Raw genomic sequence first — 24,609 nt, 5'->3', positions numbered from 1 at the left:
TCCGCCATCCCTCCTGCGGCCGTCCGGCAGCAGCCGGACCGCCGCTCCCACTCCATGAGATGTGACCAAGTGAAAAGTTGGGCATTGTGGACAGGCCTCGGCGCATCGGTCGCGGTCGCCGCCGGGGCGGTCACCTGGGCGGTCATGTCCCACCCCGCGACCACCCCGGACGGCAAGTCCGAAAAGGCACCCCTCACCCCGCTCACAGCGCACGCGCTGCTGCAGGCCGGCCATGTGCAGGCCCAGCACCAGGACTTCGACGGAGCGGAGGCCACCTTCAAGCGGGTCCTGGAGATGGAACCGCGCAACAAGCTCGCCTGGTACAACGTGGGCGTCGTCTCCGCGCGGGACGGCAGGCCGGCCGACGCGCTCAAGGCCTACGACGCCGCGCTGAAGATCGATCCATCGTTCACCTCGGCCCTCTTCAATCAGGCCGTGTTGCTCAAGACGAGTGATCCCGACCGGGCGATCGCGCTGCTGAAGCGGACCGTCACCATCAACCCGAAGGCCTCGACGGCCCATTTCCAGCTCGGCGACGCGCTGTCGCGGAAGGGCCGGGACAGCCAGGCGCGGGACGCCTACCGACGTGCCGTCGCGGCTGATCCGTCGCTGCGCTCCGAGGTGCCGAAGAAGTTCAGGGACTCCACGAGGCCGAGCCCCTCATCCACCACGAGCGCAGGCAGGTAACCCCAGATGACGCCGAGTGCGACACCGAGGTTCTCCGTCTTCACGCCGAGCCACCGGCCGCGTTTCCTGGACGAGTGCCTGGCGACCCTGCAGGCGCAGTCCCTTTCCGACTGGGAGTGGATCGTCCTGCTCAACAACGGCGCCAGGTGGCGGCCGGAGCGTCCGGACGAGCGTGTACGGGTGGAGATCGCGGACGAGCTCCGGGGGGTGGGAGCAGCGAAGCGCAGGGCGTGTGAACTCGCCCGGGGCGAGATCCTCGTGGAACTCGACCACGACGACCTGCTGGCGAGGGACTGCCTGGCCGAGCTGGGGAAGGCGTTCGACGAGCAGCCCGAGGCGGTGTTCGTCTACAGCAACACCGCCCAGATCACCGAGGACGGCGGGCGCGACGACACCCGCTTCAACGAGACCCACGGCTGGCAGTACGAGGAGGTTGACGTCGACGGCCGCCGGCTGCTGGCCGCGAAGACGATGTCACCGACGCCGCACAACGTCTCGTACATCTGGTACGCGCCGAACCACGTGCGGTCGTTCCGCAAGGACGTCTACGAGAGGGTCGGCGGGTACGACGCCACCCGCACCGTGCTGGACGACCAGGACCTGATGTGCCGGCTCTTCCAGGTCGGCGACTTCCACCACATCGAGTCCTGCCTGTACCTCCAGCGCATCCACACCGCCAACACCCAGCGCGACCCGCAGATCAACGCGCACATCCAGCGGGAGACGGTGGCGCTGTACGACAAGTACATCGAGGCCAACGCCCTCGCCTGGACGCGCCGCCGCGGGCTGCTCGCGCTGGACCTCGGAGCGGCGCACCGCAAGCCGCCGGGCTACCTGGGGGTGGACCAGCACCCGGCGGACGGCGTCGACATCGTCGCGACCCTGCCGGCCAGGCTGGACCTGCCGGACAACTCCGTCGGACTGCTGCGAGCGGTCGACTTCCTCGAACACGTGCCGGCGAAGGTGCCGTTGATCAACGAGTTGTACCGGCTGCTCGCGCCCGGCGGAATGCTCCTGACCATGACACCCAGCTCCGACGGCCGAGGTGCGTACCAGGATCCCACGCACGTCGCGTTCTACAACGAGAACTCGTTCTGGTACTACACCGACAACCAGTACCGCTCCTTCGTCCCCGAGATCGAGGCGCGTTTCCAGAACTCCCGCCTGGTCACGTACTTCCCGACCGACTGGCACTCGAAGAACGACATCTCCTACGTGGTGGCGAACCTCATCGCCATGAAGGAGGGCGCAGCCCGCTGCGGCGGGCCGCTGCTGGTCTAGTGCCGCCCTCCGGTGTGTGAGAAGGAGCGAAGTCGCCGCCTCCCGGCTGCGGCCTCGTCCGCTCGTCGACGCCCGGGGCCCGGCCGCGGCCGGGCCCGCAGCCATGAGCGGCGGCGCCGGTGCTCCGAGACGCCTGCCGGGCGGGGACCGGGTGCCACGGGCCCGTCGCTGGTACCACCGGTACGGCGTCAGCGCGGGTTGCGTGCCGCGGCGGCCAGTGCGGCCAACGCGGGTGCGCTCAGGGCCTTCGGCAGTTGGACGTCCCACCGGGGCTGGGGCGGAACGCCGGCGGCCGGCCAACGGTCGTGCCCCAGCACGGCGAACGCCGGCCGGGCAGCCGGCCGCGGAAAGGCCACGGAGCGGACCGGGCGGATCCGTTCGGGGTCGAGGCCGCTCAGCCGGAAGGTCTCCCGGGCGAGCCCGTACCACGTGGTACGGCCGGTCGCCGTGCCGTGGTAGACGCCCGCCGGCGCCAGGCCGGCGAGGGCGGCGCGGCCCAGCGCGGTCAGCTGGCGGGCCAGCGCGCGGGACCAGGTCGGCTGACCGTGCTGGTCCGCGACCACGTCCAGCGTCTCGCGTCGGCGGGCGAGTTCCAGCACCGTGGTCACGAAGTTGCGTCCGTGGGTCCCGTAGAGCCAGGCGGTGCGCACGGTGTAGCCGGTGTCGGGCAGGAGTTCGGCCACCGCGCGCTCCCCTGCCAGTTTGCTCCGTCCGTAGGCGTTCACCGGTGCGGTCGGCGCGCCCTCGGCGTAGGGATGGTGGGCGTCGCCGGGGAAGACGTAGTCGGTGGAGACGTGCAGCAGGACCGCCCCGCTGTCCGCGCACGCTCGCGCGAGATGGCGGACGCCCGTGCCGTTGACGGCGGTTGCCGTCTCCTCGGCCCCCTCGGCGCCGTCGACGTCCGTCCACGCCGCGCAGTTGACGACGACGCGGTGCCCGTCGAGGGCCGCGCGCACGGCGGTCGGGTCGGTGATGTCGAGTTGGTGCCGGGTCAGTCCGGTCGCATCGGCGCCCCGGACGGTGGTGAGTTCCGTGAGGACGTCGCGACCGAGCATCCCGCCCGCGCCGGTCACCAGCCATGTCGCGGTCATCGCAGCGCCGCCCCGGCCTTGAGCGGCTCCCACCAGGCCCGGTTCTCGCGGTACCAGGCGACGGTGGCCGCCAGTCCTTCGGCGAAGGCGACCCGCGGTACGTAGCCGAGCTGTTCGCGGATCTTGCCGTCGTCCAGTGAGTAGCGCAGGTCGTGGCCCTTGCGATCGGCCACGTACTCGACCCGGTCCCAGTCCGCGCCGACGGCGTCCAGGAGCAGTCCGGTGAGCTTGTGGTTGCTGACCTCGGTCCCACCGCCGATGTGGTAGACCTCCCCCGCCTTCCCGTGGCTGAGGGCGAGGTCGATGCCGTGGCAGTGGTCGGAGACGTGCAGCCAGTCCCGGATGTTGCGACCGTCGCCGTAGAGGGGGACGGGCTTCCCGTCGATCAGGTTGGTGATGAACAACGGGACGACCTTCTCGGGGAACTGGTGGGGTCCGTAGTTGTTCGAGCACCGCGTGACGACCACGTCCAGCCCATGGGTGCGGTGGTAGGCGAGGACGAGGAGGTCGGCGGCGCTCTTGGAGGCGGAGTACGGGGAGTTGGGCGCGAGCGGTGACGTCTCGGTCCACGAGCCCTCGCCGATCGAGCCGTACACCTCGTCGGTGGACACATGCAGGAACCGTCCCACCCGGTGGCGCAGCGCCGCGTCCAGCAGTACCTGGGTGCCGACGACATTGGTGCGGACGAAGGGGCCGGCCCCTTCGATCGACCGGTCCACGTGCGACTCGGCCGCGAAGTGCACCACCGCGTCATGGTCCGCCATCACCTGGTCGACGACCTCGGGATCGCAGATGTCGCCGTGCACGAACCGGTAGCCGGGATGCCGGGCCACCGATGCCAGATTCGCCTCGACGCCGGAGTACGTGAGACTGTCCAGGACCGTGACACGCAGCGCCGGGTCCGCTTGCAGCCGCTGCCGGACGTACTCCGAACCGATGAATCCGGCACCGCCGGTCACTAGGACGCGCATGATCCTCCGATGCTTCTCTGTCGCCCGGCATCGTCCGGGCGCTGGTTGCCGTACCAGCGCAACCCGGCGGAGTTCGAACGACTCTGACGGTTTCCACCGGACTCCGCCCACTCCGACGGGGGAACCGGGCCGCGGCGCCGCCCGTCGCGCGTACCGGCCCTGGCGGGCACGCCCGCCCCGGGCCCGCGGTCGACGCACATGGTTCCTCCCGTGAGGACGAACCATGTCGACGGAGCGCGCACGGCACGCATCCGCTCGGGTCGCCCCGGCTATGCCGTGGTCATGGCCGCGGCACCGACGTCCGCTCGGGTCCGCAGACCCCGGCGGTACGCGACGCACTCCGCGTAGGAGGGCAGCGTCCCGCACCGCACCGCTTCCGCGAGCGGAGGGGCCGCGGCGTCCTTCTCGGAGAGCTCCGGGGTGAGGTCCCGGGGCCACTCGATGGCCAGGTCCGGGTCGAGGGGGTGGACCCCGTGCTCACGGTGCGGCGCATAGCCCTCTGAGCAGAGGTACACCACGGTGGCGCCGTCCTCCAGGGCCATGAACGCATGGCCCAGCCCTTCCGACAGACAGACGGCCCGGTGCTCCCGGTCGTCGAGCCGGACGGCTTCCCACTGCCCGAACGTGGGGGAACCGGTACGGATGTCCACCACCACGTCCAGCACCGCTCCGCTGACGCAGGTGACGTACTTCGCCTGTCCGGGTGGAACCGACGCGTAGTGGATGCCGCGCAGTGTGCCGGGCACGGAGCGGGAACAGTTCGCCTGCTCCAGCCGGAGGGGGTGACCGGTCACGGCACGGAACCGGTCGGCCCTGAACCACTCGTGGAAGCTGCCCCTCCTGTCGTCGAAGACCCGGGGGGTGTCGACCCAGGCCCCTTCGATGCCCAGCGGTCTCATGTGAGGTGTTCCTTCCGCACGTACGCGTGTGCTGACTGCCGTTTCCGTCGTCACACGGCCGGCACCGGTTCCGTCCGCAGCGGTTCGTGCCTCGACGGGCCGCTGCCGCGCTGGGGCACGACGGTGCACGGGGCGTCGCTCAGCAGTCCGAGCAGATACTGGCCGTATCCGCTCCTGAGCAGTGGCTGGGCCAGGGACCGGAGCCTGTCGTCGTCGATCAGCCCGGCCCGCCAGACGGCCTCCTCGACACAGCCGATCTTGAAGCCCTGGCGCTCCTCGATGACCCGGACGAACTCCGAGGCCTGCACCATCGACGCGAAGGTGCCCGTGTCCAGCCAGGCAGTGCCCCGATCGAGCCTGGTGACCTGGAGCTCACCGGCTTCGAGATAGGCGCGGTTGACGTCGGAGATCTCCAACTCACCACGTGCGCTCGGGCGCAGGCCGCGGGCGATCTCCACGACACGGTTGTCGTAGAAGTACAGACCGGGCACGGCGTAACGGGACTTGGGCCGGTCCGGCTTCTCCTCGATCGACAGGGCCCTTCCGTGCTCGTCGAACTCCACCACGCCGTAGGCCGAGGGGTTGGCGACCTGGTACGCGAACACCCGTCCGCCCACCGTCTTCCCGCAGTGCGCCAGCCGGGTGTCGAGCCCGCTGCCGTGGAAGATGTTGTCGCCCAGGATCAACGCGACGGATTCGTCCCCGATGAAGTCCGCGCCCAGCAGGAGGGCCTGGGCGATGCCCTCCGGCCGTTCCTGCTCGGCGTAGGTGATCCGCAGGCCCAGCCGGCTGCCGTCGTCGAGCAGCCGGCGGAACTGGTCCTGCTGATCCGGGGTCGTGATGACCAGGATTTCGCAGACGCCCGCCATCACCAACGTGGAGAGCGGGTAGTAGACCATCGGTTTGTCGAACACCGGCAGCAGCTGCTTGGACACCGAACGGGTCAGCGGCCACAGCCTCGACCCACTGCCCCCGGCCAGCAGAATTCCACGCATGAGGAAACCGTAAGGGCCCAGGCCTCACAAACTCGGACGCGGCGCGCGGCGGTTGCGGGAATCCGCACGGCACCGGATCGATCCCACCGGATCACCTCGCACCGCGCCGTGCGACCGTCCCACCGCGCCGCGCCGACGGAGCCAGGACGCGGGGGCACGGGCACGTCTGCCGGAGGTTGCCGCAGCGCGCGGTCACCGACCTCTTCGCACGGTCCGCCCACGAGGGCGGTCCGCTCGGGCAGTTCACCCGGTGGCAGGGCACTGTACCCGTGCCCCCTGGCTCCGGACCGGGCCGGGCGCGGTCCGGCGACCGCCTCGGCGAGCAGGCGGCGTCCGGCCGCGGTGGCGAGGACGCTGCGCAGGACGGTGTCCGGTACGGCGCGGGCGGGCGACGAGCGCAGCACCCAGGCACGGGTGGCGAGGTCGGTGCGGACGAGGACGTCCACCGCGTCGGCGCGGCGTATCCGGCGCCGGACGGTGAGCCCGTCGTCGCCCGGACCCGGTGCCCTCCGCGCCCCGCGCCGGGCGCGGAGGGCCCGGTTCACGGTGTCCGTGAACGCCCTGCGAGCAGGGCCCGGGGTCCCCGGAGCCGGGGCGCGCCCGCCGTCCCCCGGCCCTCTCTCGTCGAACGGCGCCGGAACGGTCCGCGGCGGATGATGGGAGGAACGACGACGTGGCCGCGGGGCCGTCTCGTGGGCGCCGGCGGCAGGATGGCGAGGGAGGTGTCCGTCATGGGCGACGCGACGGGCGCGAGTGACGCCGACCGGGCGGTGAAGGCCAAGCACCGGGCGATGTGGGCCCTGGGCGACTATCCCGCGGTGGCGGACCAACTGATCCCGGCACTCGGCACGGCGCTGGTGGACGCATGCGGCATCCGCGCCGGGACGCGGGTGCTGGATGTGGCGGCCGGCACCGGCAACGCCGCGATCCCGGCGGCACTGGCCGGGGCCGACGTCGTCGCCTCGGACCTGACGCCCGAACTCCTCCGCGCGGGCCGACGGATCGCGGAGGGACTCGGCGCGGAGCTCGAATGGCGCGAGGCCGACGCGGAGGCGCTGCCCTTCGGTGACGGCACCTTCGACACCGTCATGTCCTGCGTGGGAGTCATGTTCGCACCGCACCACCAGGCCGGCGCTGACGAGATGCTGCGCGTCTGCCGGCACGGCGGCACGATCGGGCTGCTCAACTGGACCCCCGAGGGCTTCATCGGCCGCATGTTCGCGACGATGAAGCCCTACGCTCCCCCACCACCGCCCGGTGCGCAGCCCCCGCCGCTGTGGGGTGACGAGAGGCATGTGCGGGCACTGCTCGGAGAGCGCGTCACCTCGGTACGAGCCCGACGGGGCACCGTCCGCGTGGACCGGTTCACGACCCCCGGGGAAGTGGGCGACTACTTCAAGGAGAACTACGGTCCGACGATCGCGGTCTACCGCAACATCGCCGACACCCCGGAACGCGTCGCGGCTCTGGACCGGGAACTGGCCGCGCTGGCACGCGACCAGGCTTCCGCGACGGACGGCGCCGAAGGCGGCGGCATGGCCATGGACTGGGAGTATCTGCTCGTGACGGCACACCGCAGCTGACACGAGGACTCCGGCACCAGGAACGCTGACGCGAGGACACCGGGTCTCGAGGACTCCGCGGACGCGCGAACCCGGGTCCAGCGGCTTCGAGGCGATCGACGCCCGCGATCACAACGCCCTGTTCCGCCCCCCGCGTCGGAGCCGCGCCGAGAGATGGTGCTGCAGCGGCCGGCCGACCGCCGCGAGTTGGTGGACGAAGTCGAACGTAGCGGCGTCCGTCAGGGTGTAGCGACGACGGGTGGCGGTGACCTCCTTGGCCGTCGGGGTGAGCGCCATCTGATGGGTGGTGAGATCGACCGCGCCCCGGTCCGCACGGCCGACCAGGACCTCCGCGACACCGGTGGGCTGGGTGATGAGTGCCTCCACGCGCCCATCGGGCTGGACCCGCCACCAACCGCTCTCCCGGGCCGCCGGCCTCAGCGGGGTGTCGTCCGCGTCGAGGAGCCATGCGCGCGCCTCGTAGCGGAGGAAGGGCCGGCCGTCGTGGCTGAACGTGACCTCCTGCCCGTACGCGAAGTCATCGGCGAGTGTCGGGTATCCGCCGTGCCCCCGCCCGAGCCAGGTGCCGAGGAACCCGACCAGCGGCGCCAGCAGCGCGTGCGGCTCGGGCGCTTCGTCCGGTCGGTGGGCGTCGGGGTACGGGGGCTGCGGGGCGGGATCGAAGGCCATGCGTGCTCTGCTCCTGGGTCGGGGCGGGTGCCGGGGGCAGCCTAGGACCTCGTCGTCGCCGCCGCCCCGGAATGCCGGGGTGGTCATGGACGACATCGCTGGAGCGGGCCCGTTCAGCGCCGTCCGAGGGCAGGCACGGAGGCACGCGTCCGTGGAGCGCGAGGGATGCCTCGCAGGTCAGCGGGTGCGTACCGCCGTCACGGTGAAGCGTTCCACTGCGGCGACATGCCCACCGGTGGAGGCGACCACGGTGAGCACGGGGTCCCGGGCCCCGGAGAAGGGGACCGTGACGTTCCAGGGCTGGTTCTCACCGCCCGCGGAGGTGCAGCACTTGGAGGTTCCCAGTGGCGCGTCGGACGACGGCTGGCGTACCTGGACGTGGATGCTCTCGTCGACTCCGGTGATCCGGCCGCCGGTCGCCAGGGGGGAGCGTACGAGCGCCCCGTACGCCGGTGTGGTCAGGGAGAACGTCGTGTCGTCGGTGCCGACGACCTCCCAGGGGGCGTCCGCGCCGGTGCCGAAGCGCACCATGTGGATCACCGCGGCGGTGCCGCCCTCCGTCCCGGTGGGCGCCACACCGACACGGGCGTGCCTGCCGCTCACCTTGCTCGACGTGACTCTGTCGATCTCCTCGAAGCCCAGGAAGTCGCGGGTGAACGAGAGCGCGGTCTGATCGGGGTCGAGGTGCCACGCCTGGTGACCGCCCGAGCGGTAGGAACGTTCCCACGCCTCGGCCTGGGCGAGCGTGGTGAAGGGCCACACCGGCTGGAGGCCCCACGAGCCCAGCGGCGGCGCGTCGTTGGGAGTCCGCGTCGGTACGGCGGGGGTGGCCGACGAGGTCGGGGGGGCTGCCGTCGGAGGCGTGCCCACGGACGTCGTGGGCGACGGCGCGGGTGTCCCCGGAGCGGCGGTCGCCGATCCCGACGCGCTCGGGGATCCGCCGGCACCGCTGCAGCCGATCAGGGCCAGGGCGGCCGCTGTTGCCGCGGCGAAGTGCCGCAACGGAAGCCAGGTGTTCATACATGCGCCCCAGGAGAGGTGGATCCGGTCGCGGACCGGTGGGTACCGCCATGGTGCCACCAGTTCCGTCGGCGTCACAGACGCTCCGCCGGCAACGAGCCGGAGTGGATCGTCACCACACGGCTCTCGGCGCATCCGTGGTGGCCTGGCGGACACGTCCGGCGACGTGCACCCACCCGGCCGCCGTGTTCTGCTGGAACCATGCGCGGCCCGGCCTTGCGTGCGGCCGCAGGAAGGTGCCTGACATGGGAAAGTACCGGAACGCCGAGGAGTTCGGGCGGCCCGGGGAGGACGGGCGTGGGACCCCGGACTGCCCCGGCCACAGGGACGTCAGCCGCACCACGCGCGAGGGGGACGCCGCCGGTCGGCGCGCAACCGAGGAGACTCCGGCAGCCGAGGAAACCGGACGGGAAAGCGAGGGGTGATTCCGCTACCTGCCCGCACTGGCGCTCCCGGCGCGCCGGGAGCGCGAGTGAGAAGGATGGCGTGCTCCGGGGCACGACCGGGAAGGCCGTCTTCATGACCGTCTACGTCGTCACCATTCCCGGCACCTTCCTCAAGGAGCTCTCCGCGTCGGCCCGCACGGATCTCGTCCGGGCTCTCCGGCCGGCCGACCCACGCACCACGGACTTCGGCGCGGCCGAGGACCTCGACATCCTCACGTTCTATCCGGACTCCCCCGCGTTCAGCCTCCGCCTCGAGGTCGAGGCCCACGACAACGCCTCCGCGGAGGCCAAGGCGCGCGAACTCGCCACGGACGCGCTCAGGTCGGTGGGGGTCTCCGAGGAGGAAGTGCCCCTGGGGCAACCGGTGATCACCGGTATCGACACGGAGTAGGCGTGGGCACGCCGAGTCCTCCCGGCCTCCGACGGCGGGCGTGGTGGTGTGTCACCGGCCTCGACGGATTCTCCGGGAACAGGCGCAGGCGCAGGCCGGTACCGCATCGGCCAAACCGGGTCCGACGCCGTCCCGGGGTCACCCTTCCCGCGTCACCTGCTGTCGGGCCGGCATGAGATGGGCCTGCGCCCCGTGCACCGCGGGCGGTGCTCCGCGGCGCTGTTGCGGGCACTCCGACAGGGGTGGAAGGTGAGATGCGGGCGCCTCGGAGAGGCCCGGACGGCGGACCCCCCGGCACGGTCGACAACGGCACTGCGCGGACCTCAGGTCGGTCCCAACGCCTCTGCGCGCGCTCGGCGCCGATTGGGAGGACGTTCCGCGCGGGCCTTCGCCGCCGTGGACGTTCAGCGCGGGCCTTCAGCGCGGGCCTTCAGCGCGGCACGAGAGTCGTTTCGGTCGCCTTCACACTGGTCCACACCGTCGCTCCGTCGGCGAGGCCGAGTTCGGCCGCGGCCTGCGGGGTGATCTCGGCCACCAGGTCGGGGGCGGCGTCCGAGGTGATCAGGACCCGCAGCCGGCTGCCACTGGCGGTGATCTCGCGGACGGTGCCGCGCCACACGTTGCGAGGGCTGCCGGACGGCCGCTCCCGGTGAACGGAGACGGCTTCGGGAGCGATGATCGCGAGGGCGTCGGTGCCCGGCGGCAGAGGGTCCGCGACGACGAGGGTGCCGCCGTCGGGGAGCCGTAGCCCTTGCGGCACGGTGGTGCCCGGCCAGGCGTTGCGTCCGAGCATGCGGGCGACCCATGGCGAACGGGGGTGGCGGGTGACGTCGGCGGGCGGCGCGTCCTGAATGGCCCGGCCGTCGTCGAGTACGAGGACGCGGTCGGCGAGTGCGACCGCCTCGACCGGGTCGTGCGTGACGATCAGGCAGACGCCTCCGAAGCCGTCGAGGTGGTGGCGGAGCGTGTGCCGGACGTGGGCGCGGGTGGTCTGGTCCAGGGCGGCGAGGGGTTCGTCGAGCAGCAGGGCGCGGGGGCGTGCGGCGAGGGCGCGGGCGAGCGCTACGCGCTGGGCCTGGCCGCCGGACAGTTGGGCGGGTCTGCGGTGCGCGAGGTGCCCCACGCCGAGCCGGTCCAACCATTGCCGGGCCTCGCGCCGTGCGTCGGCGCGGGGCGTGCCGTGGGCGCGGAGCCCGTAGGCGGTGTTGGCGAGGGCCGTGAGGTGCGGGAACAGCGCGCCGTCCTGGGGTACCCAGGCGACCCCCCTTCGGTGCGGCGGTAGTCCGGTGACGTCCGTGCCGCCCAGACTCAGCCGGGCGTGCGCGCGAGGGGTGAGGCCGAGCAGCGCGCGCAGCAGCGTGGTCTTGCCGGCGCCGTTGGGGCCGACCACGGCGATGGTCGTGCCGGGCCCGGCGTCGAGCGTCAGCTGGTTGAAGCCGGTGACGTCGGCGTGCAGGGACCAGACCTCGCTGGTGTCCGCAGGGGACGGAGCGGCGGTCTCGGGGCCGTCCGGGGCGGCGGTTTCGGCCGCGTTCGCGACGACCTGCGCGGCGCGGTCGCGGCCGGTGGGAGTACCGCTCCAGCGTCCCCTGAGCGCGATGAGCACGAGCATCGCGACGGCGAGCAGCAGCAGGGAGACGGAGGTGGCGGCCTCCGGCGCCTCCTGCAGGAGCAGGTACACCTGGAGCGGCAGGGTCTGCGTGGTGCCGGGGAGATTGCCCGCGAAGGTGATGGTGGCGCCGAACTCACCGAGGGCCCGGGCCCAGGTCAGGGCGGCTCCCGCGAGGAGTCCCGGCGCGACCATGGGCAGGGTCACGGTGGAGAACACCCGCGCGGGCGAGGCGCCGAGCGAGGCCGCGGTCTCCTCGTAGCGCGGACGCAGTCCGCCGAGTGCCCCCTCCAGACTGATCACCAGGAAGGGCATCGCGACGAAGGTGGCCGCGAGCACCGCGCCCGAGGTGTGGAAGGGCAGCGTGATGCCGAACCAGTCCTCCAGAGGCGGCCCCAGCACGCCCCGCCGACCGAAGGCGAGCAGCAGCGCGACACCGCCGACGGTCGGCGGCAGCACCATGGGGAGCAGCACCAGGGAACGCACGAACACCTTGCCGCGGAACGGGACGCGGGCCAGGAGCCAGGCGAGTGGCACCCCCAGCAGCAGGGACAACCCCAGTGCCCAGAACGAGACGAGGAGCGAGAGACGCAGCGCCTCCACCGTGCCCGGGGTCGTCAGATGGTCCGCGAGTTCGCCCCACTGCGTACGGGCGAGGATGCCGACGAGGGGCAGCAGCAGGAACGCCACGGCGAGCAGGGCCGGGACCGTCAGGGCGAGCGGCGGGTGGGAACGGTGGCCTGTGCGGCGACGGAGCTGTGGCATCGGCGTGGTCCAGGGGCAAGGAGGCGGTCCAGGGCGAGGCGGCGGGTGGCGGGCCGCCCGTGGGCTCGTGAGCGGGCTGCCCCCACGACGGCGCCGGGCGTCAGGGGCGCTGGAAACCGGCGTCCCCCAGGATCTTCTGCGCCTCGGGCGAGGAGAGCCATGCCACGAACGCCCCGGCCGCCTCGGCGTTCTTCGAGGTCTTCAGGGTGGCGGCCGGATACTCGGCGATGGCGTTCTGCTCGTCGGGGATCTCGACGGCGTCGACCTTGCCCGGTGCGGTGGCTGCGTCGGTCCTGTAGACGAGCCCGGCGTCGGCCTCGCCGAGCTCGACCTTGCTCAGCACGGCACGCACGCTGGGCTCCTGCGAGACCGGCTTCACGGTGATCTTCTGGGCGTCCAGGATCTTCCGGCTGTAGCGCCCGACGGGGACCTCTGGTGCCGCGAGCACGACCTTCAACCCGGGATCGGCCAGGTCCTCGAGGCCGTCGATCTCCTCCGGATTGCCCTCGGCCGTGGCGATCACGAGCCGGTTCCCGGCGATGACCTCCGGCGTACCGGTGTCGGCCCTGAGGCGCTCCATGGTCTTGGTGTCGGCGGTGACCAGGGCGTCGGCCGGCGCACCCTGCTCTACCTGCGCGGCGAGTTCCTGCGACCCGGCGAAGGAGAAGGTGATCCGCGTGCCGGGGTGGGACTTCTCGTAGGCGGCGCCGGCGGTCCTGAACACGTCGGTGAGGGAGGCGGCGGCCAGAACCGTGAGGTCGGCCTTGGAGGCGCCGCGGGCGGACGGTGCGGCCCGGGCGCCGCTGTCGGAGTTCGCGGTGTCGCTGCCGCATGCGGCGAGCGGCACCAGGAGGGCTGCCGTCAGGACCGAGGCGGCCCCGCGGCGTCGGGCGAGGGTGAGGGGCATGGGGCTGGCTCCTGGAGGACGGGGTCGGCGCGTCGGCCGTCGGTGGGGCCGCGCCGAGCCGGGACGGCGACGTCACCGTGGTGCGCGAGGCTCAGCTGCGGTCGATGTACACGCTGGTCGACTTGACACGGGCGGTGGCCTGCATGCCGACCTCGAGTTCCAGTTCCTCGACGGCCTCCCTGGTCAGCAGCGACACCAGCCGGTGCGGCCCGGCCTGGATCTCCACCTGTGCGGCGACGTCGCCGAGTTTCACGGCGGTGACGATGCCGGGGAAGGCGTTGCGGGCGGAGGTGTACGAGGTGTCCTCCTCCGCTCCGTCGGACTGTGCGAGCTCGATGGAGAAGGCGGCCAGGTCCCGGCCGTCGATGAGGCGCCGCCCGCCCTCGTCGCGATGGGTCGCGATCCGGCCGGCGTCAGCCCAGCGGCGTGCGGTGTCCGGGCTGACGCCGAGCAGCCGCGCCGCCTGTCCGATGGTGTAGGACTGCATGTGCGCCACGATAGAGCTCTCAGCCTCTTATCTGCAAACTTTTCATGCGATGCACTTGGCATGTGCGAGATGCGCTGGAGGAGCGAACGACGCCACGGGACCACGGCACTCGGGACTCCCCGACCATGAAGCGCCGGGCGCCCGGATCCGACGGCTGGGCGCACCCCGGTCGCGTCACCGTCGCGCGACAGGACACCGGAGGCGCCGTGGGTACGCCACGGCCGACCGCCGGTCACGGGCCGCTGCCGTATCGCCGACCGCTGCGGGTCGGGCCGCCTCGGGTCGGGCCGCCGCCGGTCGCGGGCGGCCGCCGCAGAGTTGCGGAGCCAGGCCCGCAACGGGCTCACGCAGCGGTCGGACCGTGGCCGGCCGGTACCGCCTCCTCGGGCGCGACCGGTTCGGGCGGCGTGCCGTCACCGAAGGGCGTTCCACCCAGGGCCGCGCGGTCGTGCGGCTCGAGCCAGTTCGACAGGTCCGGGCCGGCCGGCACGATTCCGGTCGGATTGATGTCGCGGTGCACCACGTAGTAGTGCCGTTTGATGTGGTCGAAGTCGACCGTGTCACCGAAGCCCGGCGTCTGGAACAGGTCCCGTGCGTACGCCCACAACACCGGCATCTCCGAGAGTTTCCGCCGGTTGCACTTGAAGTGGCCGTGGTAGACGGCGTCGAAGCGCACCAGCGTGGTGAACAGCCGTACGTCGGCCTCCGTGACCGAGTCGCCGACGAGGTAGCGCGACCGCTCCAGCCGGTCCGCGAGCCGGTCGAGGCGCATGAACAGAGGTTCGTACGCGGCGTCGTACGCCTTCTGGGAGCCGGCGAACCCGGCCCGGTAGACCCCGTTGTTCACGTCCTTGTAGACGGCCTCGTTCACCGCGTCGATCTCCGGACGCGACGCGGGCGGGTACAGCTCGGGAGCGCCCGCGCGGTGGTACGCCGCCCACTCGAGGGACATGTCGATCGTGATCTGCGCGAAGTCGTTGGTGACCACCTTGCCGGTCGTCACATCGACGATCGCCGGGACGGTGACGCCCCGGTCGTAGCCGGGATCCCCCGCGAGGTACGCGTCCTGGAGCCGCTCGATGCCGAGGACCGGGTCACGTCCGCCCGGGTCGAGGTCGAAGGTCCAGCTGCGCTCGTCGTGCGTGGGCCCGGCGATGGCCATCGGCAGCGCCCGCTCCAGGCCGAGGAGCCTGCGCACGATCACCGCGCGACTGGCCCACGGGCAGGCGCGACTGACCACCAGGCGGTAGCGGCCCGCCTCCACCGGGAAGCCCTCACGTCCGTCGGCGGTGATCCTCGTGGTGATGTACCGACTGTCCCGCGCGTATTCCCCGCCGGGGTTCACATAGCTCATCTGATCGCACTACCCGCAGGCGGCCTTGACGAACGCCTGCGCGGACCTCGGACGGACGCGGCCGGCGCCTTCGGCCCCGCACCGGCTCTGTCCGCCGGCCTCCCGCCCCATTCGCCCCCTGGGCGCACACCACTCCCCCGTCCATCGGGTTCTGATGCGCCGACGGGATCCCCTGTGACGCGCCTGTGACAGTCGACGGACATCGCGGTGAAATCGGACCCGCAATCTATTTGGAAAGAGGGCAAAACGCACTCTTCGGGCATATGCCCACTCTGCTTCCGAGGGTGTGAGCAGTGAGGACCGAGCCGATCTCGCCGGAGGAAATCCCATGAGCCTCACCCTCACCACCCCGGACGTCGAGACCCCCGCCCTGGCCCCGCGTGAGCGCGAGACTCTGCGACATATCGCCGCAGGACGCACCTACGTGCAGACCGCCCGCCACATGGGCCTGTCCAAGCACACCGTCGACGCCTATCTCCGGCGGATCCGAGCCAAGCTCAACATCAACACCACCGCGGAACTCACCCGACTGGCCATCTCCCTCGGTCTGTGACGCCCCGGCGACGGCACCGACCACGACGAAGACGACGACCAGGGGCTGCGTTCGTCGGCGGTCCCCCGGCATCGAGCCGGGGGACCGCCGACGAACGCAGCCCCTGCCGGCCGAGTGGCCCGTGCCTCCGCGCCCCTCAGGGTCCCGCGGAACCGGTCGGACTCTCCACCGCCAGAAGGTGCGGGCGCTTGGCGGTGCGCTCGTCCCCGGACGACCGGCCGCGCAGGCGTCTGCCCAGCCAGGGGCCGAGATACCCGGCGGCCCAGCGGAACTCCGCGGCGGCCGCCCGCCACCCCGCAGGGAGGGGAGCGACCGGAGGGGGCAGGGCGAGCGTCCAGGTGTCGTCGCTGCCTGGGAGCGCGAGGGCCTGCGCCATGGCGGCGGCGATCCGCTGATGGCCGAGGGGGCTGGCGTGGAGCCGGTCCGGGCTCCACAGCCTCGGGTCGGCGACGACGGGATGGTGGCCGGTCTCGGCGACCACCACGCCGTGGCGCCGGGCCGCGCGGCGAACGCCGTCGTTCAGGGCGGTCACACGGGAGCCGAGCGGCCGGGCGAGCGGGATGACGCGTGCTATGTCGGGGAAGGTGAGGGTGGCGACACGGGCACCCTCCGCGGTGAGCGCCGCGAACATCGCCTCGAGGTGACCGGTGACCTCGTCGGCGTCGAACCGCGGCCGCAGCAGGTCGTTGACCCCTGCGACGACGGTGACGAGGTCGGGGCGCAGGGCGAGGGCCGGAGCGAGCTGCCCGGCGCGGACCTCGCCGGCCAGGCGTCCCCGTACGGCCAGGTTCGCGTACCGCAGACCGGGGTTGTGCCGTGCGAGCTGCTCGGCGAGCCGGTCGGCCCACCCTCGGAGCCCGGCCACGTCGTCGCCGTCCCCCAGGCCCTCGGTCTGGCTGTCACCCAGCGCCACGTAGCGGAGCAGGCGCGGTTCGGCACCAGCCACAGGCATCCCCTCCTCGCCGTACCCGTCCCCCACGAACAGTGGAGGGAACAGGGTCAGCATAGTCATGAATATGACTATGCACATTCATGAGCATCAGGGTGTCCGCGTGGAACGCAGGGCCTGTCGGGGGATTCCATGGGCGGGAGCGCGTGTGCACTGCGGGGACCCACTCACCGGCCGGAGCGCCGGGACGGCGGCACGTCGCCGCCGTCCTGCGGCGCGGGACCGTGGTCGGGTGGCGGCCCGGCGCGGCCCTCGACGTCGCGGGCGTCGGCCTTCTCGGTGATGCGCAGGACGGCCCGGCAGCCGAGGGTGACGGCGCTGAGCGTCCAGGCGTTCTCCAGGACGAAGGGCCACCAGGGCGCCGTCGGTCGGGCGATTGCCTCGACGGCAGTCAGGAGCACGGCCGTGGTGAGTACGCCGCACAGCACCCACTCGGCGACGCGGGTCCCACGGGTGCGGCCGGGGACTCCGTCCGGCGGGTCGTCCGTCTTCATGCGGCGGTTCCTCCGGTTCGTGCCCGAGCGGGTCTCGCTGTCGGCCGTGCGGAACCCCGGCGGCCACACGGTGCGCGGGTCGCTCCCTCCGGGACGCCATGTGATGGGTTGCCCGACGGCAACGGCGCAAACGCGGGGGCCGTCAACGAATGCGTCACCAGCCGCAACTGGGACCCGGCGACTCCACTGACCTGCGAGTCCGGCGGCCCGGACACCGGGGAACAGGTGGCCCACCGGCACAGTGTCAGCGCCGTGCGACCGCCGGTTCCAGACCGCCGGGGCCTCTTCCACAAGGAAGGCGTCTGCTGGCGGCGCTGCTGGAGGGGGCGGGTGACGACGAGCGGTGCGGTCCCGGCGCGGGCGGGGAAGTCGCGGCGTCCCGGCCTGTCCGCCGACCTCCCGCCCGGGGTGCTCGGGGCGGGCGCCCCGGGCGCGCGTCGGGAGAGTCTGTGCTCCCTGTTCGTCAGATACGGGCGTTTAGTCGCGTAAGTGGTGCTCTGGGTGCCTGGTCCCGGCAGGGTGGCGGTCGTGGACGAGGCTCCGGTCGTCGGGGCCTTGCCGGACATGAAGGAGCAGGATGCGAGGCTTGAAGGCTCTCGGAGCAGGCGCGCTGGCGGTGGCGCTGGTGTCGGGCGTGGGCTGGGCGGCGCAGGCGTCGGACAGTCGGACGGCTCCGGCGAGCGGGCAGGAGTCCCGGGCTGCGGCTGTCGACGGGTACCAGTTGGTGAAGCTGCCGAACGCGAACGTGCCCAACTTCCAGCGGCGGACGGTGCACTGCCCGGCGGGGAAGGTCGCCATCGGCGGCGGCGCGGAGGCGCAGGGCAACGACGCCGTCCTGGTCGGGTCGTTCCCGACGGAGGACGAGCGGGGCTGGGTCGGCCTCGGACGTCAGAACGCGTACGGCAACGTGGGCATCTCGGTGTACGCGATCTGCGCGAACGCCTGATCCTCCCCGTCGCCACTGCGCCCCGTCCCTCCGAGGGCGGGGCGCAGCACTGTCCGACAGTCCGCCGGGTCCGCGGTACGGCGGGCAGCCGCTTCCCGGCCGAGTCGGCATCCCGGCTCAACGGGGCGGGGCGGACTGCCGGGCGCGAGCATCGCGCGCCGTCGCTGGGCAGGGGCCCGAGCACCGCCAGGAGCGCACCGCCACGGGCGGAAAGGCGCGGCTGCCGCCGTACTGCGGACCGATGAACGTCCAGGACACCGTTCCCCGTCCCATGGGCAGCGTCCTCGAGGACGCCCAGCCACCAAGGGCCCGGGCTCGGGAACGGGTCCGCCGCCCTCTCAGGCGCGCGCGGCGTTCTCGGCGATGCTCGCGACGATCTGGTCGAGGAGCGGCGCGGGCAGGTCGTGGCCCATCGCGTCGATCGGCAGGTACGTCGAGTCTGCGAGCGCGGCGTGGGTCGCCTCGCCGCCGGCGATCTTGATCAGTGGATCTTCCGCCCCGTGGATCACCAGCGCCGGGAGCGAGAGTTCCCGGAGGCCCTTCCTGCGGTCAGGAGCGATCATGGCTGCGGTCACCTGGCGTGTTCCCCCGTCGGGGTTCTTCGCGCGGTCGTATGCCTGGGTCGCCAGCGCGAGGCGGCGCTCGCGCTCGCTGTCCGCGTACGTCTTCGAGCCGATGGTCGCGTACAGGCCGGCGATCTGCTCGATGGCGGCCTCGCGATCCGGCGGAAGCGGCCTGGTCAGCTCCTCCAGCACCTCGCCGTCGGCCATACCGATGCTGATGTGCGGCGTGCTCATGATCGAGCACAGGCTGAGCACGCGCGACGTGTACTCGATCGCCAGGAGCTGGGCGACCATTCCGCCCATCGAAGCGCCGACGACGTGCGTCCGCTCGATGCCGAGATGGTCGAGCAACTCGACCGTGTCACGCGCGATGGCGCGCAGGTAGTACTGGCTCGGGGCCTCTTTCCATTCGGTCAGGCCACTGTCGCGGTTGTCGGGGCGAATCACCCGGTAGCCCCGCTCACCGAGCGCGTCGACGATCTCCTGCGGCCAGTGGATCAGCTGCGAGCTGAGCCCCATGATCAATACCAGCGGCTCCCCCGACGGGTCTCCCTCGTCGCGGAAGCACATCCTCACCGTCGACAGTTCCGCGAACTGATCGCGCTCATCGCGCATGGCATCCTCCTTCAGCAGTCGAACCCCCTGCCAACGGACGGCGCCTGCGCCCCGCGCGTGGAGGTTCCTCCACGCCGGGCGCGGCATCGCACCAGAAGGCAGAATCGAGCGGGCCCCGCGGCCCGCTCCACGACAACGAGTAATCGATCAAGAAGACACGCTCTTCGGGGAGCCTGACGAACGCCTCCACCGCGGCATCCGTGAGCCCGGGTCGGCGGCACGCGGGTCACCCGGGCCCGCCGGCGCCCGGTGGCGCGGGGCGTCGGTTCCTCGCTCCGCGACTGCGCGACTCAGCCCGGCGCCACGGCTCAGCTCCTCCTCCGGCTTCGTAGCCCGGCGAATCAGCGGCGTACCCCCGGCCCGGTTGCGTCAGAGCGCCCGACGCGCCTCGCCGACGGCACGATCGCGGAAGGGCCTGCGCAGGTCACGCAGATGGGCAAGGTCGTCGGGCGGCGGGGTGTCGGGCCGGTGGAAGAGCGGAGCCTGGTCGACGGCCGCAGCCGGGGCGTCGGTCAGATGGAAGCGCTCACGCAGCCGGTGGTAGAACTCCAGGGGTGCAAGGCGCGCCAGACGCAGCCGGTACGACGCACGGTAGGCGGCGACCCAGTCCCCGGGTTCCAGCACGCCGCGGTGCTGTCCGTCGATGCTGACGGCCACCCGACCCGAATGCGGCAGCACGCGCATCGCGATCGCTTCGTCGGCCGCGGCGACGACCGTCCTGCCGAAGGCCATGTGGGGAGCGACCGGCGTGAAGACGATGGCGTCGGTAGCCGGGTCCACCACCGGCCCTCCGGCTGCGAAGCTGTAGGCGGTGGAACCGGTCGGGGTGGCCACGATCACCGCGTCGGCCGAGTAGGAGGCGAGCAGCTGCCCGGCCAGATAGACGGCCACACTCGCCTGCCGGTCGCGGGCGAGCTTCTCCAGGACGACGTCGTTCACCGCGGTGACGTCCAGCGCGACGCCCCAGTCCACCGCTTCCACCTCGTCCGGGCGCACGGCCGGGGCCGGGAGCGCGGGACCGCGGCCGTAGCACAGCAGCGTGTCCAGGCCCACCGGCGTGCGGAGCGGGCGTGACGCACGCAGGGTCAGCACCATACGGTCCTCGATCACGGCCTCGTCGCCGTGCAGGACGTCGAGGGCCTCCTCGACCTGGTCGGTGGTGATCTCGGTGAGAAAGCCGACCCGGCCCACGTTCACACCCAGGACGGACGCGCCGTCCTTGGCCGCGATACGGGCGCCTCGCAGGAAGGTGCCGTCGCCCCCGAACGTGATGATCACCTCCGGGTGGCCCGCGGCGTCGGCCTCCGCCTGGCCCCCGCGCCTCGGTTCGCCCTCCCGCCACACGTCGATGTCGGTGCAGCTCACGCCGTGTGCGGCAGACCATGCCCGGGCCGTCCGCGCCGCCGCGACGGCGGCGGGACGGCCTTGGTGGACGACCAGTCCCAGCCGGTTCAAGGGCATCGCCTTCCACGCTAGACCGCTGGCTGCCACCGCGCAGAAGCACCGGCCGGGACGCCGGCGGGGGTCTGCCCGGCCGTGCCGTCGAGTGCTTTCCCGCAGCGAACGGAATGCACCTTGCGTCTCGCAAGAGCCGGTCGGTCCCGGGAGGTGCCGTCGGCATCCCGCTCCGGTCTCGACGACGGCGTGGTGAACGCCTCGGGTGGGGACTTCGTGCGGGCCTGTGTCAGTCGGGTGGTGCATGATCGGCGCGTCGGTTCTCCGAGGGGTGGAAGGCACCATGGCGATCACGAACGAGCGGGTGGCGAGGCACGCGTTTCTGCGGCAGCTGTACACGGACGCGTACTTTCCGGATCACCTCGTCGACAAGGGCAGAGCGATCCTCCTGCGGCTCTGTGAACGGATCGAGGCGGATCTGCCGTCGGATCTGGCGGGCCTGTACGGGCTCGCTCACGCGTCGACGGAGGAATTCAACCTGCTGGAGGCGGAGTTCGCGGCGGACGGGAGCGAGTTCGAGACGGTGGCCCGGGAGGAGATCGCCGAGAACTTCCGGTTCGTTGCGTCGGCGTACGGTTTCGCGGACGCGGACGTGGAGGAGTTGATCGCCCCCAGGGACTGGTGAGCGGTCGCGGAGGCGGATCAGGCCCCCAGGCCGAGAAGCGCCACCTCGAGCGGCAGAACGGGTCGTGCGGGGAGGGCCGGCGGCTCCTCGCCGCGGCCGGTGTGCGTGGGGCGGACCGCACGCAGGGCGTCGATGCCGTCGGCCGCCCACTGCGCCTCGGTCGGCGGGAGCGACAGCGTCATCCGCCTGCCGTCGGCGAGTACGGTCTCCACCTTCGCCGGGTCCTTCTCCCCCATGACAGATCTCCTCGGTAGACATCGCACGCGCATCAAGGACCGTCGGTCTCCCCCTTAATGACGTTCGAGTGCCGGAACAGGTTCCCGAAGTCCGTTCCCCGCCCGCGGACGTGGTACGCCGGCCCGGGCGGCGAGAAGGCGGGCCGTGGAGGAACCTGCCTGTTAGAGGCGGCGGGGACGGGGCAGAGGGGATCGGGACGATCTTGGTATGAGCCGATCCCGAATGAGGTGAGCGCTGCACATGACGATACCCGTCCGGCGTCCGCGGTCCGCCGATCGAGCCGTCTTCAGCATGCGGCAGACGATTCTGTGGTTCGCCCTGACAGCGGCCGTGCTCTGCGGGTGCGGACTGATGCTCAAGTCGCTGGTGAAGGCAGCCGGTGTGGGCGGCGCGCTCGGTGGTGTCGCGCTGATCGGCACGGCCTTCGCGCTCCTCGGGCTGCGAGGTGCCGGCAGCGGGCGGCGGGCCGTTCCACGCCCGGAGCCCGTACCGGAGGAGCAGCCCGTACCGGAGGAGCAGCGGGAGACCGAGTCGGTGACCGGCACCGAGTGGGCCGGGGCGAGGACGGCACGGGCCGGGAGCGGCCAGGACTTCGCGGCGATGGACGCCGAGGCGTTCGAGCTGGCGATCGCCGGCCTGTGCGAGCGCGACGGCTGCACGGACGTCGAGGTGGTCGGTGGCAGTGGGGATCTCGGCGCCGATGTGCTGGCCGTCGCGCCGGACGGGCGACGTGTGGTCATCCAGTGCAAGCGGTACGGGCCCGTCAACAAGGTCGGTTCGCAGGACATGCAGCGCTTCGGCGGCACCTGCTTCGCCGTGCACGAGGCGGACGTCGCCGCCGTTGTGACCACGGGTGGCTTCACCGGCCCCGCAGCGGACTACGCGGATCAGTGCGGCATCCTCTGTCTGGATCAGACCGCTCTCAGCGCATGGGCCGACGGCACGTCCCCCGCCCCGTGGCACGGCGGCAACCCCTGATGCGTGCGGTGACGCGATCGTCTCGCGGAGGTGGCCGCACGACACCCGTGTTCGCCTGCCGCGCCGTGGCGGTGGTGTGACACCGCGATTTCCCAATGGGTCCGTTGCGGTGTCACACCACACCCCGGCGTTGCCGCCGCCTGTGCGCGGGGGTCGCCGTACCCGGGCTCCGGCCCGTCCCCCCGGTCCGTGCCCGTGCATGCTCCACGGGACATTGCGCCTACTCCGGCCGTGCCCCCTCAAGTCACCGCGTTCGTCCCGGTGTTTCGGGGGCAAGCGAGCGGCATGAACGCACGCGCATTGACATTCCGGAGCCGCACGGTGGCACACCGCGCGGCACGCAGCGACGCGGTGGAGACCGGAGCACGCTGGGGACTCGCGGCACGCGGACTGATCTATCTGCTCATCGGTGTGCTCGCCCTGCAGGTGGCTTTCGGGTCGGACGGCGGCCGTGAGGCCGACCGCGGCGGCGCACTGGAGGAGCTGTCCGCGCAGCCCTTCGGCGCGGTTCTGCTGTGGGCCGTGGGCGTCGGTCTGATCGGCATGGTGCTCTGGCGGCTGTCGGAGGCAGCGTTCGGAGCGGCCGGCCCCGACGGACGCAAGGCCCGCAAGCGCGCCCTGTCGGCGGCGCGTTGTGTCATCTACGCCTTCGTCGCCTACTCGGTGCTGGCCTTCGCCGTGGGCGAGCGGGGCTCGGGTTCGAGCGACCGGCAGTCGCGGGACGTCACCGCCCGAGTCCTCGAACTTCCGGCCGGCCAGTGGATCGTGGGTCTCGGCGGTGTCGGGATCGCGTGCGCGGGTGTGTGGATCGGTGTGCGTGCCGCTCTGCGGAAGTACCGCAAACACCTCAGGACGGGGGCCATGGGCCGGCGGTCCCGGCAGGCCGTGGATGTGACGGGCGTGGCCGGCGGTGTCGCCCGGGGTCTGGTCTTCGCGGTGGCGGGAGGTTTCGCCGCTCGTGCGGCGATCACGTACGACCCGTCCGACGCGAAGGGGCTCGACGACACGCTCCGCACCTTCGCCACGACGGCCGCGGGCCCCTGGCTGCTGGTCGCGACGGCCACCGGGCTGGTCCTGTTCGGTGTCTTCTCGTTTCTGATGGCCCGGTGGCGCAGGGTCTGAGACCGGCCGGCCGCGCCTCGGTCCGTGCTTGTGCCACCGGGGCATCGGGGGCGCGGGTTGCGACGCCGTCGCGGAACGGTCCATCGCGATCGTCGCGGGAAGGACCCCTTCCCGACGACTGACGGGCGCGGGCGGGTCTCCCCGTCCTGCGGGTGCTTATTCCTTCGGGGGCCCGCATCCGCCCGAGCCGACGGGCCGCGCACACCGTCGCCCCCACCGCACGCCTCCCGGCCCCGCCCCGCGGCAGACGGCCGATGGCCGACGCCGGGGGGCGGGGCCGGGAGGTCAGCGCACGAGGTAGAGGGTGAAGGAGCCGCCCTGCTCGGCGATGCGGCCGATGTGGGCGTGGCCGCGCGCGGTCCGGTAGACACCCGTACCGCCGGTGACGGCCACATCGAAGTCGCTGGGCGGGGTGCCCACGGGAGTGGTCTTGAGGTGCTGCCAGGTCACCTGGCCGAGGGGGAGGCTGAACGTGCCGGTGCAGTGCGTGGTCGCGGGTGCCACCCGGGTGCAGACGGCGGCTTCGGTGCCGTAGCTCCGTCCGTTGCGGAAGAGATCGGCGGTGATGACGATCTGGTCGCCGATCCCCGGTCCGGGGGTTCCGTTGTCGACCATCGTCGTTCCCGTGCCGGTCGACGTCAGACTGATGACCTGGACGCGGGTCTGTGCCGCGGTGCGGTACGGGTCGGAGGGGTTGTCGGATGCGGAGACGGGGCTGACGAAGACGGCCACGGACAATGCCGCAGCCGCCACCACACCCCACTTGGGAAGGGAAAGCATGTTCTCCTCGCCTGATGCCGTCGGCTCCTCGGGTGCGGCACAGAATCGCCTCCGGCCTGACGTGGATTCAATTCCGAAACACTGAGAACGTGCCCGTTCATCCGTCCGGCTGCCCCGGCACGGGCCCCTTTCCGCCC

Annotated in this window: 25 protein-coding genes; 9 read left to right on the top strand and 16 right to left on the bottom strand. The window is 72.1% G+C overall.

Translation table 11 applies throughout. The features are described 5' to 3' along the window. Positions 1-84 precede the first annotated feature (84 nt). Complete coding sequence (locus O7595_RS32035; RefSeq protein WP_269732076.1) at positions 85-687, top strand: tetratricopeptide repeat protein; 603 nt, start codon at positions 85-87, stop codon at positions 685-687. 6 nt (positions 688-693) lie between these two features. After that, a complete protein-coding gene (locus O7595_RS32030) occupies positions 694-1,968 on the top strand; it encodes a glycosyltransferase (protein WP_269732075.1) in 1,275 nt (424 codons plus the stop codon). 188 nt (positions 1,969-2,156) lie between these two features. Here the strand turns inward: O7595_RS32030 and rfbD are convergent, their stop codons facing one another. From rfbD to rfbA, 4 genes are all read right to left on the bottom strand, one after another. Continuing rightward, positions 2,157-3,059 carry a dTDP-4-dehydrorhamnose reductase gene (rfbD, locus tag O7595_RS32025; RefSeq protein ID WP_269732074.1) on the bottom strand — a complete coding sequence of 301 codons (903 nt, stop codon included), beginning with the start codon at positions 3,057-3,059 and terminating at the stop codon, positions 2,157-2,159. Then, positions 3,056-4,030, bottom strand: a complete 975-nt coding sequence (rfbB, locus tag O7595_RS32020; RefSeq protein ID WP_269732073.1) for a dTDP-glucose 4,6-dehydratase — start codon at positions 4,028-4,030, stop codon at positions 3,056-3,058. The genes rfbD and rfbB overlap by 4 nt, the downstream gene beginning before the upstream one ends. Before the next feature lie 269 nt (positions 4,031-4,299). After that, a complete protein-coding gene (locus tag O7595_RS32015) occupies positions 4,300-4,929 on the bottom strand; it encodes a dTDP-4-dehydrorhamnose 3,5-epimerase family protein (RefSeq protein ID WP_269732072.1) in 630 nt (209 codons plus the stop codon). Positions 4,930-4,979: 50 nt separating this feature from the next. Continuing rightward, entirely contained in the window at positions 4,980-5,924 is a 945-nt protein-coding gene (gene rfbA, locus O7595_RS32010) for a glucose-1-phosphate thymidylyltransferase RfbA (protein ID WP_269732071.1), read from the bottom strand. Positions 5,925-6,655: 731 nt separating this feature from the next. On the opposite strand from rfbA, the gene O7595_RS32005 reads away from it, so the two are divergent. Beyond that, positions 6,656-7,507: a class I SAM-dependent methyltransferase gene (locus O7595_RS32005; protein ID WP_269732070.1), complete on the top strand. Its 852-nt coding sequence runs from the start codon at positions 6,656-6,658 to the stop codon at positions 7,505-7,507. A 108-nt stretch (positions 7,508-7,615) separates the two neighbouring features. On the opposite strand, the gene O7595_RS32000 is transcribed toward O7595_RS32005, so the two are convergent. Together O7595_RS32000 and O7595_RS31995 are read right to left on the bottom strand one after the other, a co-directional pair. Then, positions 7,616-8,176: an FABP family protein gene (locus O7595_RS32000; RefSeq protein WP_269732069.1), complete on the bottom strand. Its 561-nt coding sequence runs from the start codon at positions 8,174-8,176 to the stop codon at positions 7,616-7,618. A gap of 177 nt (positions 8,177-8,353) precedes the next feature. After that, the gene (locus O7595_RS31995) at positions 8,354-9,274 is read right to left on the bottom strand and encodes a hypothetical protein (protein ID WP_269732068.1); all 921 of its coding nucleotides are present in this window, start codon (positions 9,272-9,274) and stop codon (positions 8,354-8,356) included. A gap of 408 nt (positions 9,275-9,682) precedes the next feature. Between O7595_RS31995 and O7595_RS31990 the strand changes: the two genes are divergently transcribed. Beyond that, positions 9,683-10,033, top strand: a complete 351-nt coding sequence (locus tag O7595_RS31990; protein WP_269732067.1) for a hypothetical protein — start codon at positions 9,683-9,685, stop codon at positions 10,031-10,033. Positions 10,034-10,463: 430 nt separating this feature from the next. On the opposite strand, the gene O7595_RS31985 is transcribed toward O7595_RS31990, so the two are convergent. The 4 genes from O7595_RS31985 to O7595_RS31970 all read right to left on the bottom strand — a co-directional run bounded on the left by O7595_RS31985 (position 10,464) and on the right by O7595_RS31970 (position 15,155). Then, entirely contained in the window at positions 10,464-12,407 is a 1,944-nt protein-coding gene (locus O7595_RS31985; RefSeq protein WP_269732066.1) for an ABC transporter permease, read from the bottom strand. A gap of 100 nt (positions 12,408-12,507) precedes the next feature. After that, positions 12,508-13,314 carry a molybdate ABC transporter substrate-binding protein gene (gene modA, locus O7595_RS31980; RefSeq protein WP_269732065.1) on the bottom strand — a complete coding sequence of 269 codons (807 nt, stop codon included), beginning with the start codon at positions 13,312-13,314 and terminating at the stop codon, positions 12,508-12,510. Positions 13,315-13,405: 91 nt separating this feature from the next. After that, positions 13,406-13,801 (bottom strand): TOBE domain-containing protein, encoded by a 396-nt coding sequence (locus tag O7595_RS31975; protein ID WP_269732064.1) that lies wholly within the window; start codon positions 13,799-13,801, stop codon positions 13,406-13,408. Between the two features lie 343 nt (positions 13,802-14,144). Beyond that, the gene (locus tag O7595_RS31970) at positions 14,145-15,155 is read right to left on the bottom strand and encodes a glutathione S-transferase family protein (protein ID WP_269732063.1); all 1,011 of its coding nucleotides are present in this window, start codon (positions 15,153-15,155) and stop codon (positions 14,145-14,147) included. A 328-nt stretch (positions 15,156-15,483) separates the two neighbouring features. Here O7595_RS31970 and O7595_RS31965 point away from each other — a divergent pair, with 328 nt between their 5' ends. Next, positions 15,484-15,708: a response regulator transcription factor gene (locus O7595_RS31965; protein WP_269732062.1), complete on the top strand. Its 225-nt coding sequence runs from the start codon at positions 15,484-15,486 to the stop codon at positions 15,706-15,708. A gap of 136 nt (positions 15,709-15,844) precedes the next feature. On the opposite strand, the gene O7595_RS31960 is transcribed toward O7595_RS31965, so the two are convergent. Together O7595_RS31960 and O7595_RS31955 are read right to left on the bottom strand one after the other, a co-directional pair. Further along, positions 15,845-16,660 carry an SGNH/GDSL hydrolase family protein gene (locus O7595_RS31960; protein WP_269732699.1) on the bottom strand — a complete coding sequence of 272 codons (816 nt, stop codon included), beginning with the start codon at positions 16,658-16,660 and terminating at the stop codon, positions 15,845-15,847. 164 nt (positions 16,661-16,824) lie between these two features. Continuing rightward, complete coding sequence (locus tag O7595_RS31955; protein WP_269732061.1) at positions 16,825-17,151, bottom strand: hypothetical protein; 327 nt, start codon at positions 17,149-17,151, stop codon at positions 16,825-16,827. A gap of 577 nt (positions 17,152-17,728) precedes the next feature. Between O7595_RS31955 and O7595_RS31950 the strand changes: the two genes are divergently transcribed. Then, positions 17,729-18,097: a hypothetical protein gene (locus O7595_RS31950; RefSeq protein ID WP_269732060.1), complete on the top strand. Its 369-nt coding sequence runs from the start codon at positions 17,729-17,731 to the stop codon at positions 18,095-18,097. 338 nt (positions 18,098-18,435) lie between these two features. Here the strand turns inward: O7595_RS31950 and O7595_RS31945 are convergent, their stop codons facing one another. After that, positions 18,436-19,275: an alpha/beta fold hydrolase gene (locus tag O7595_RS31945; protein ID WP_269732059.1), complete on the bottom strand. Its 840-nt coding sequence runs from the start codon at positions 19,273-19,275 to the stop codon at positions 18,436-18,438. 369 nt (positions 19,276-19,644) lie between these two features. After that, positions 19,645-20,736, bottom strand: coding sequence for an NAD(+)/NADH kinase (locus O7595_RS31940; protein ID WP_269732058.1), 1,092 nt, complete (start codon positions 20,734-20,736; stop codon positions 19,645-19,647). A 277-nt stretch (positions 20,737-21,013) separates the two neighbouring features. On the opposite strand from O7595_RS31940, the gene O7595_RS31935 reads away from it, so the two are divergent. After that, positions 21,014-21,355 (top strand): DUF5713 family protein, encoded by a 342-nt coding sequence (locus tag O7595_RS31935; RefSeq protein ID WP_269732057.1) that lies wholly within the window; start codon positions 21,014-21,016, stop codon positions 21,353-21,355. A gap of 17 nt (positions 21,356-21,372) precedes the next feature. Here the strand turns inward: O7595_RS31935 and O7595_RS31930 are convergent, their stop codons facing one another. Further along, positions 21,373-21,591 (bottom strand): hypothetical protein, encoded by a 219-nt coding sequence (locus tag O7595_RS31930; RefSeq protein WP_269732056.1) that lies wholly within the window; start codon positions 21,589-21,591, stop codon positions 21,373-21,375. A gap of 241 nt (positions 21,592-21,832) precedes the next feature. On the opposite strand from O7595_RS31930, the gene O7595_RS31925 reads away from it, so the two are divergent. Both O7595_RS31925 and O7595_RS31920 read left to right on the top strand, forming a co-directional pair. Further along, on the top strand, positions 21,833-22,570 hold the full coding sequence (locus O7595_RS31925) for a restriction endonuclease (protein ID WP_269732055.1): 738 nt from the start codon (positions 21,833-21,835) through the stop codon (positions 22,568-22,570). Positions 22,571-22,855: 285 nt separating this feature from the next. Next, positions 22,856-23,692, top strand: coding sequence for a DUF1206 domain-containing protein (locus O7595_RS31920; RefSeq protein ID WP_269732054.1), 837 nt, complete (start codon positions 22,856-22,858; stop codon positions 23,690-23,692). A 285-nt stretch (positions 23,693-23,977) separates the two neighbouring features. Here O7595_RS31920 and O7595_RS31915 read toward each other — a convergent pair whose 3' ends face one another. Then, the gene (locus tag O7595_RS31915; RefSeq protein ID WP_269732053.1) at positions 23,978-24,472 is read right to left on the bottom strand and encodes a hypothetical protein; all 495 of its coding nucleotides are present in this window, start codon (positions 24,470-24,472) and stop codon (positions 23,978-23,980) included. Positions 24,473-24,609: the final 137 nt, after the last annotated feature.

The organism is Streptomyces sp. WMMC940 (genome assembly GCF_027460265.1).
Classification (GTDB): Bacteria; Actinomycetota; Actinomycetes; order Streptomycetales; family Streptomycetaceae; genus Streptomyces.
Note: the sequence above shows the minus strand (reverse complement) of the source record. Positions and strands in the feature narration are given on the sequence as shown.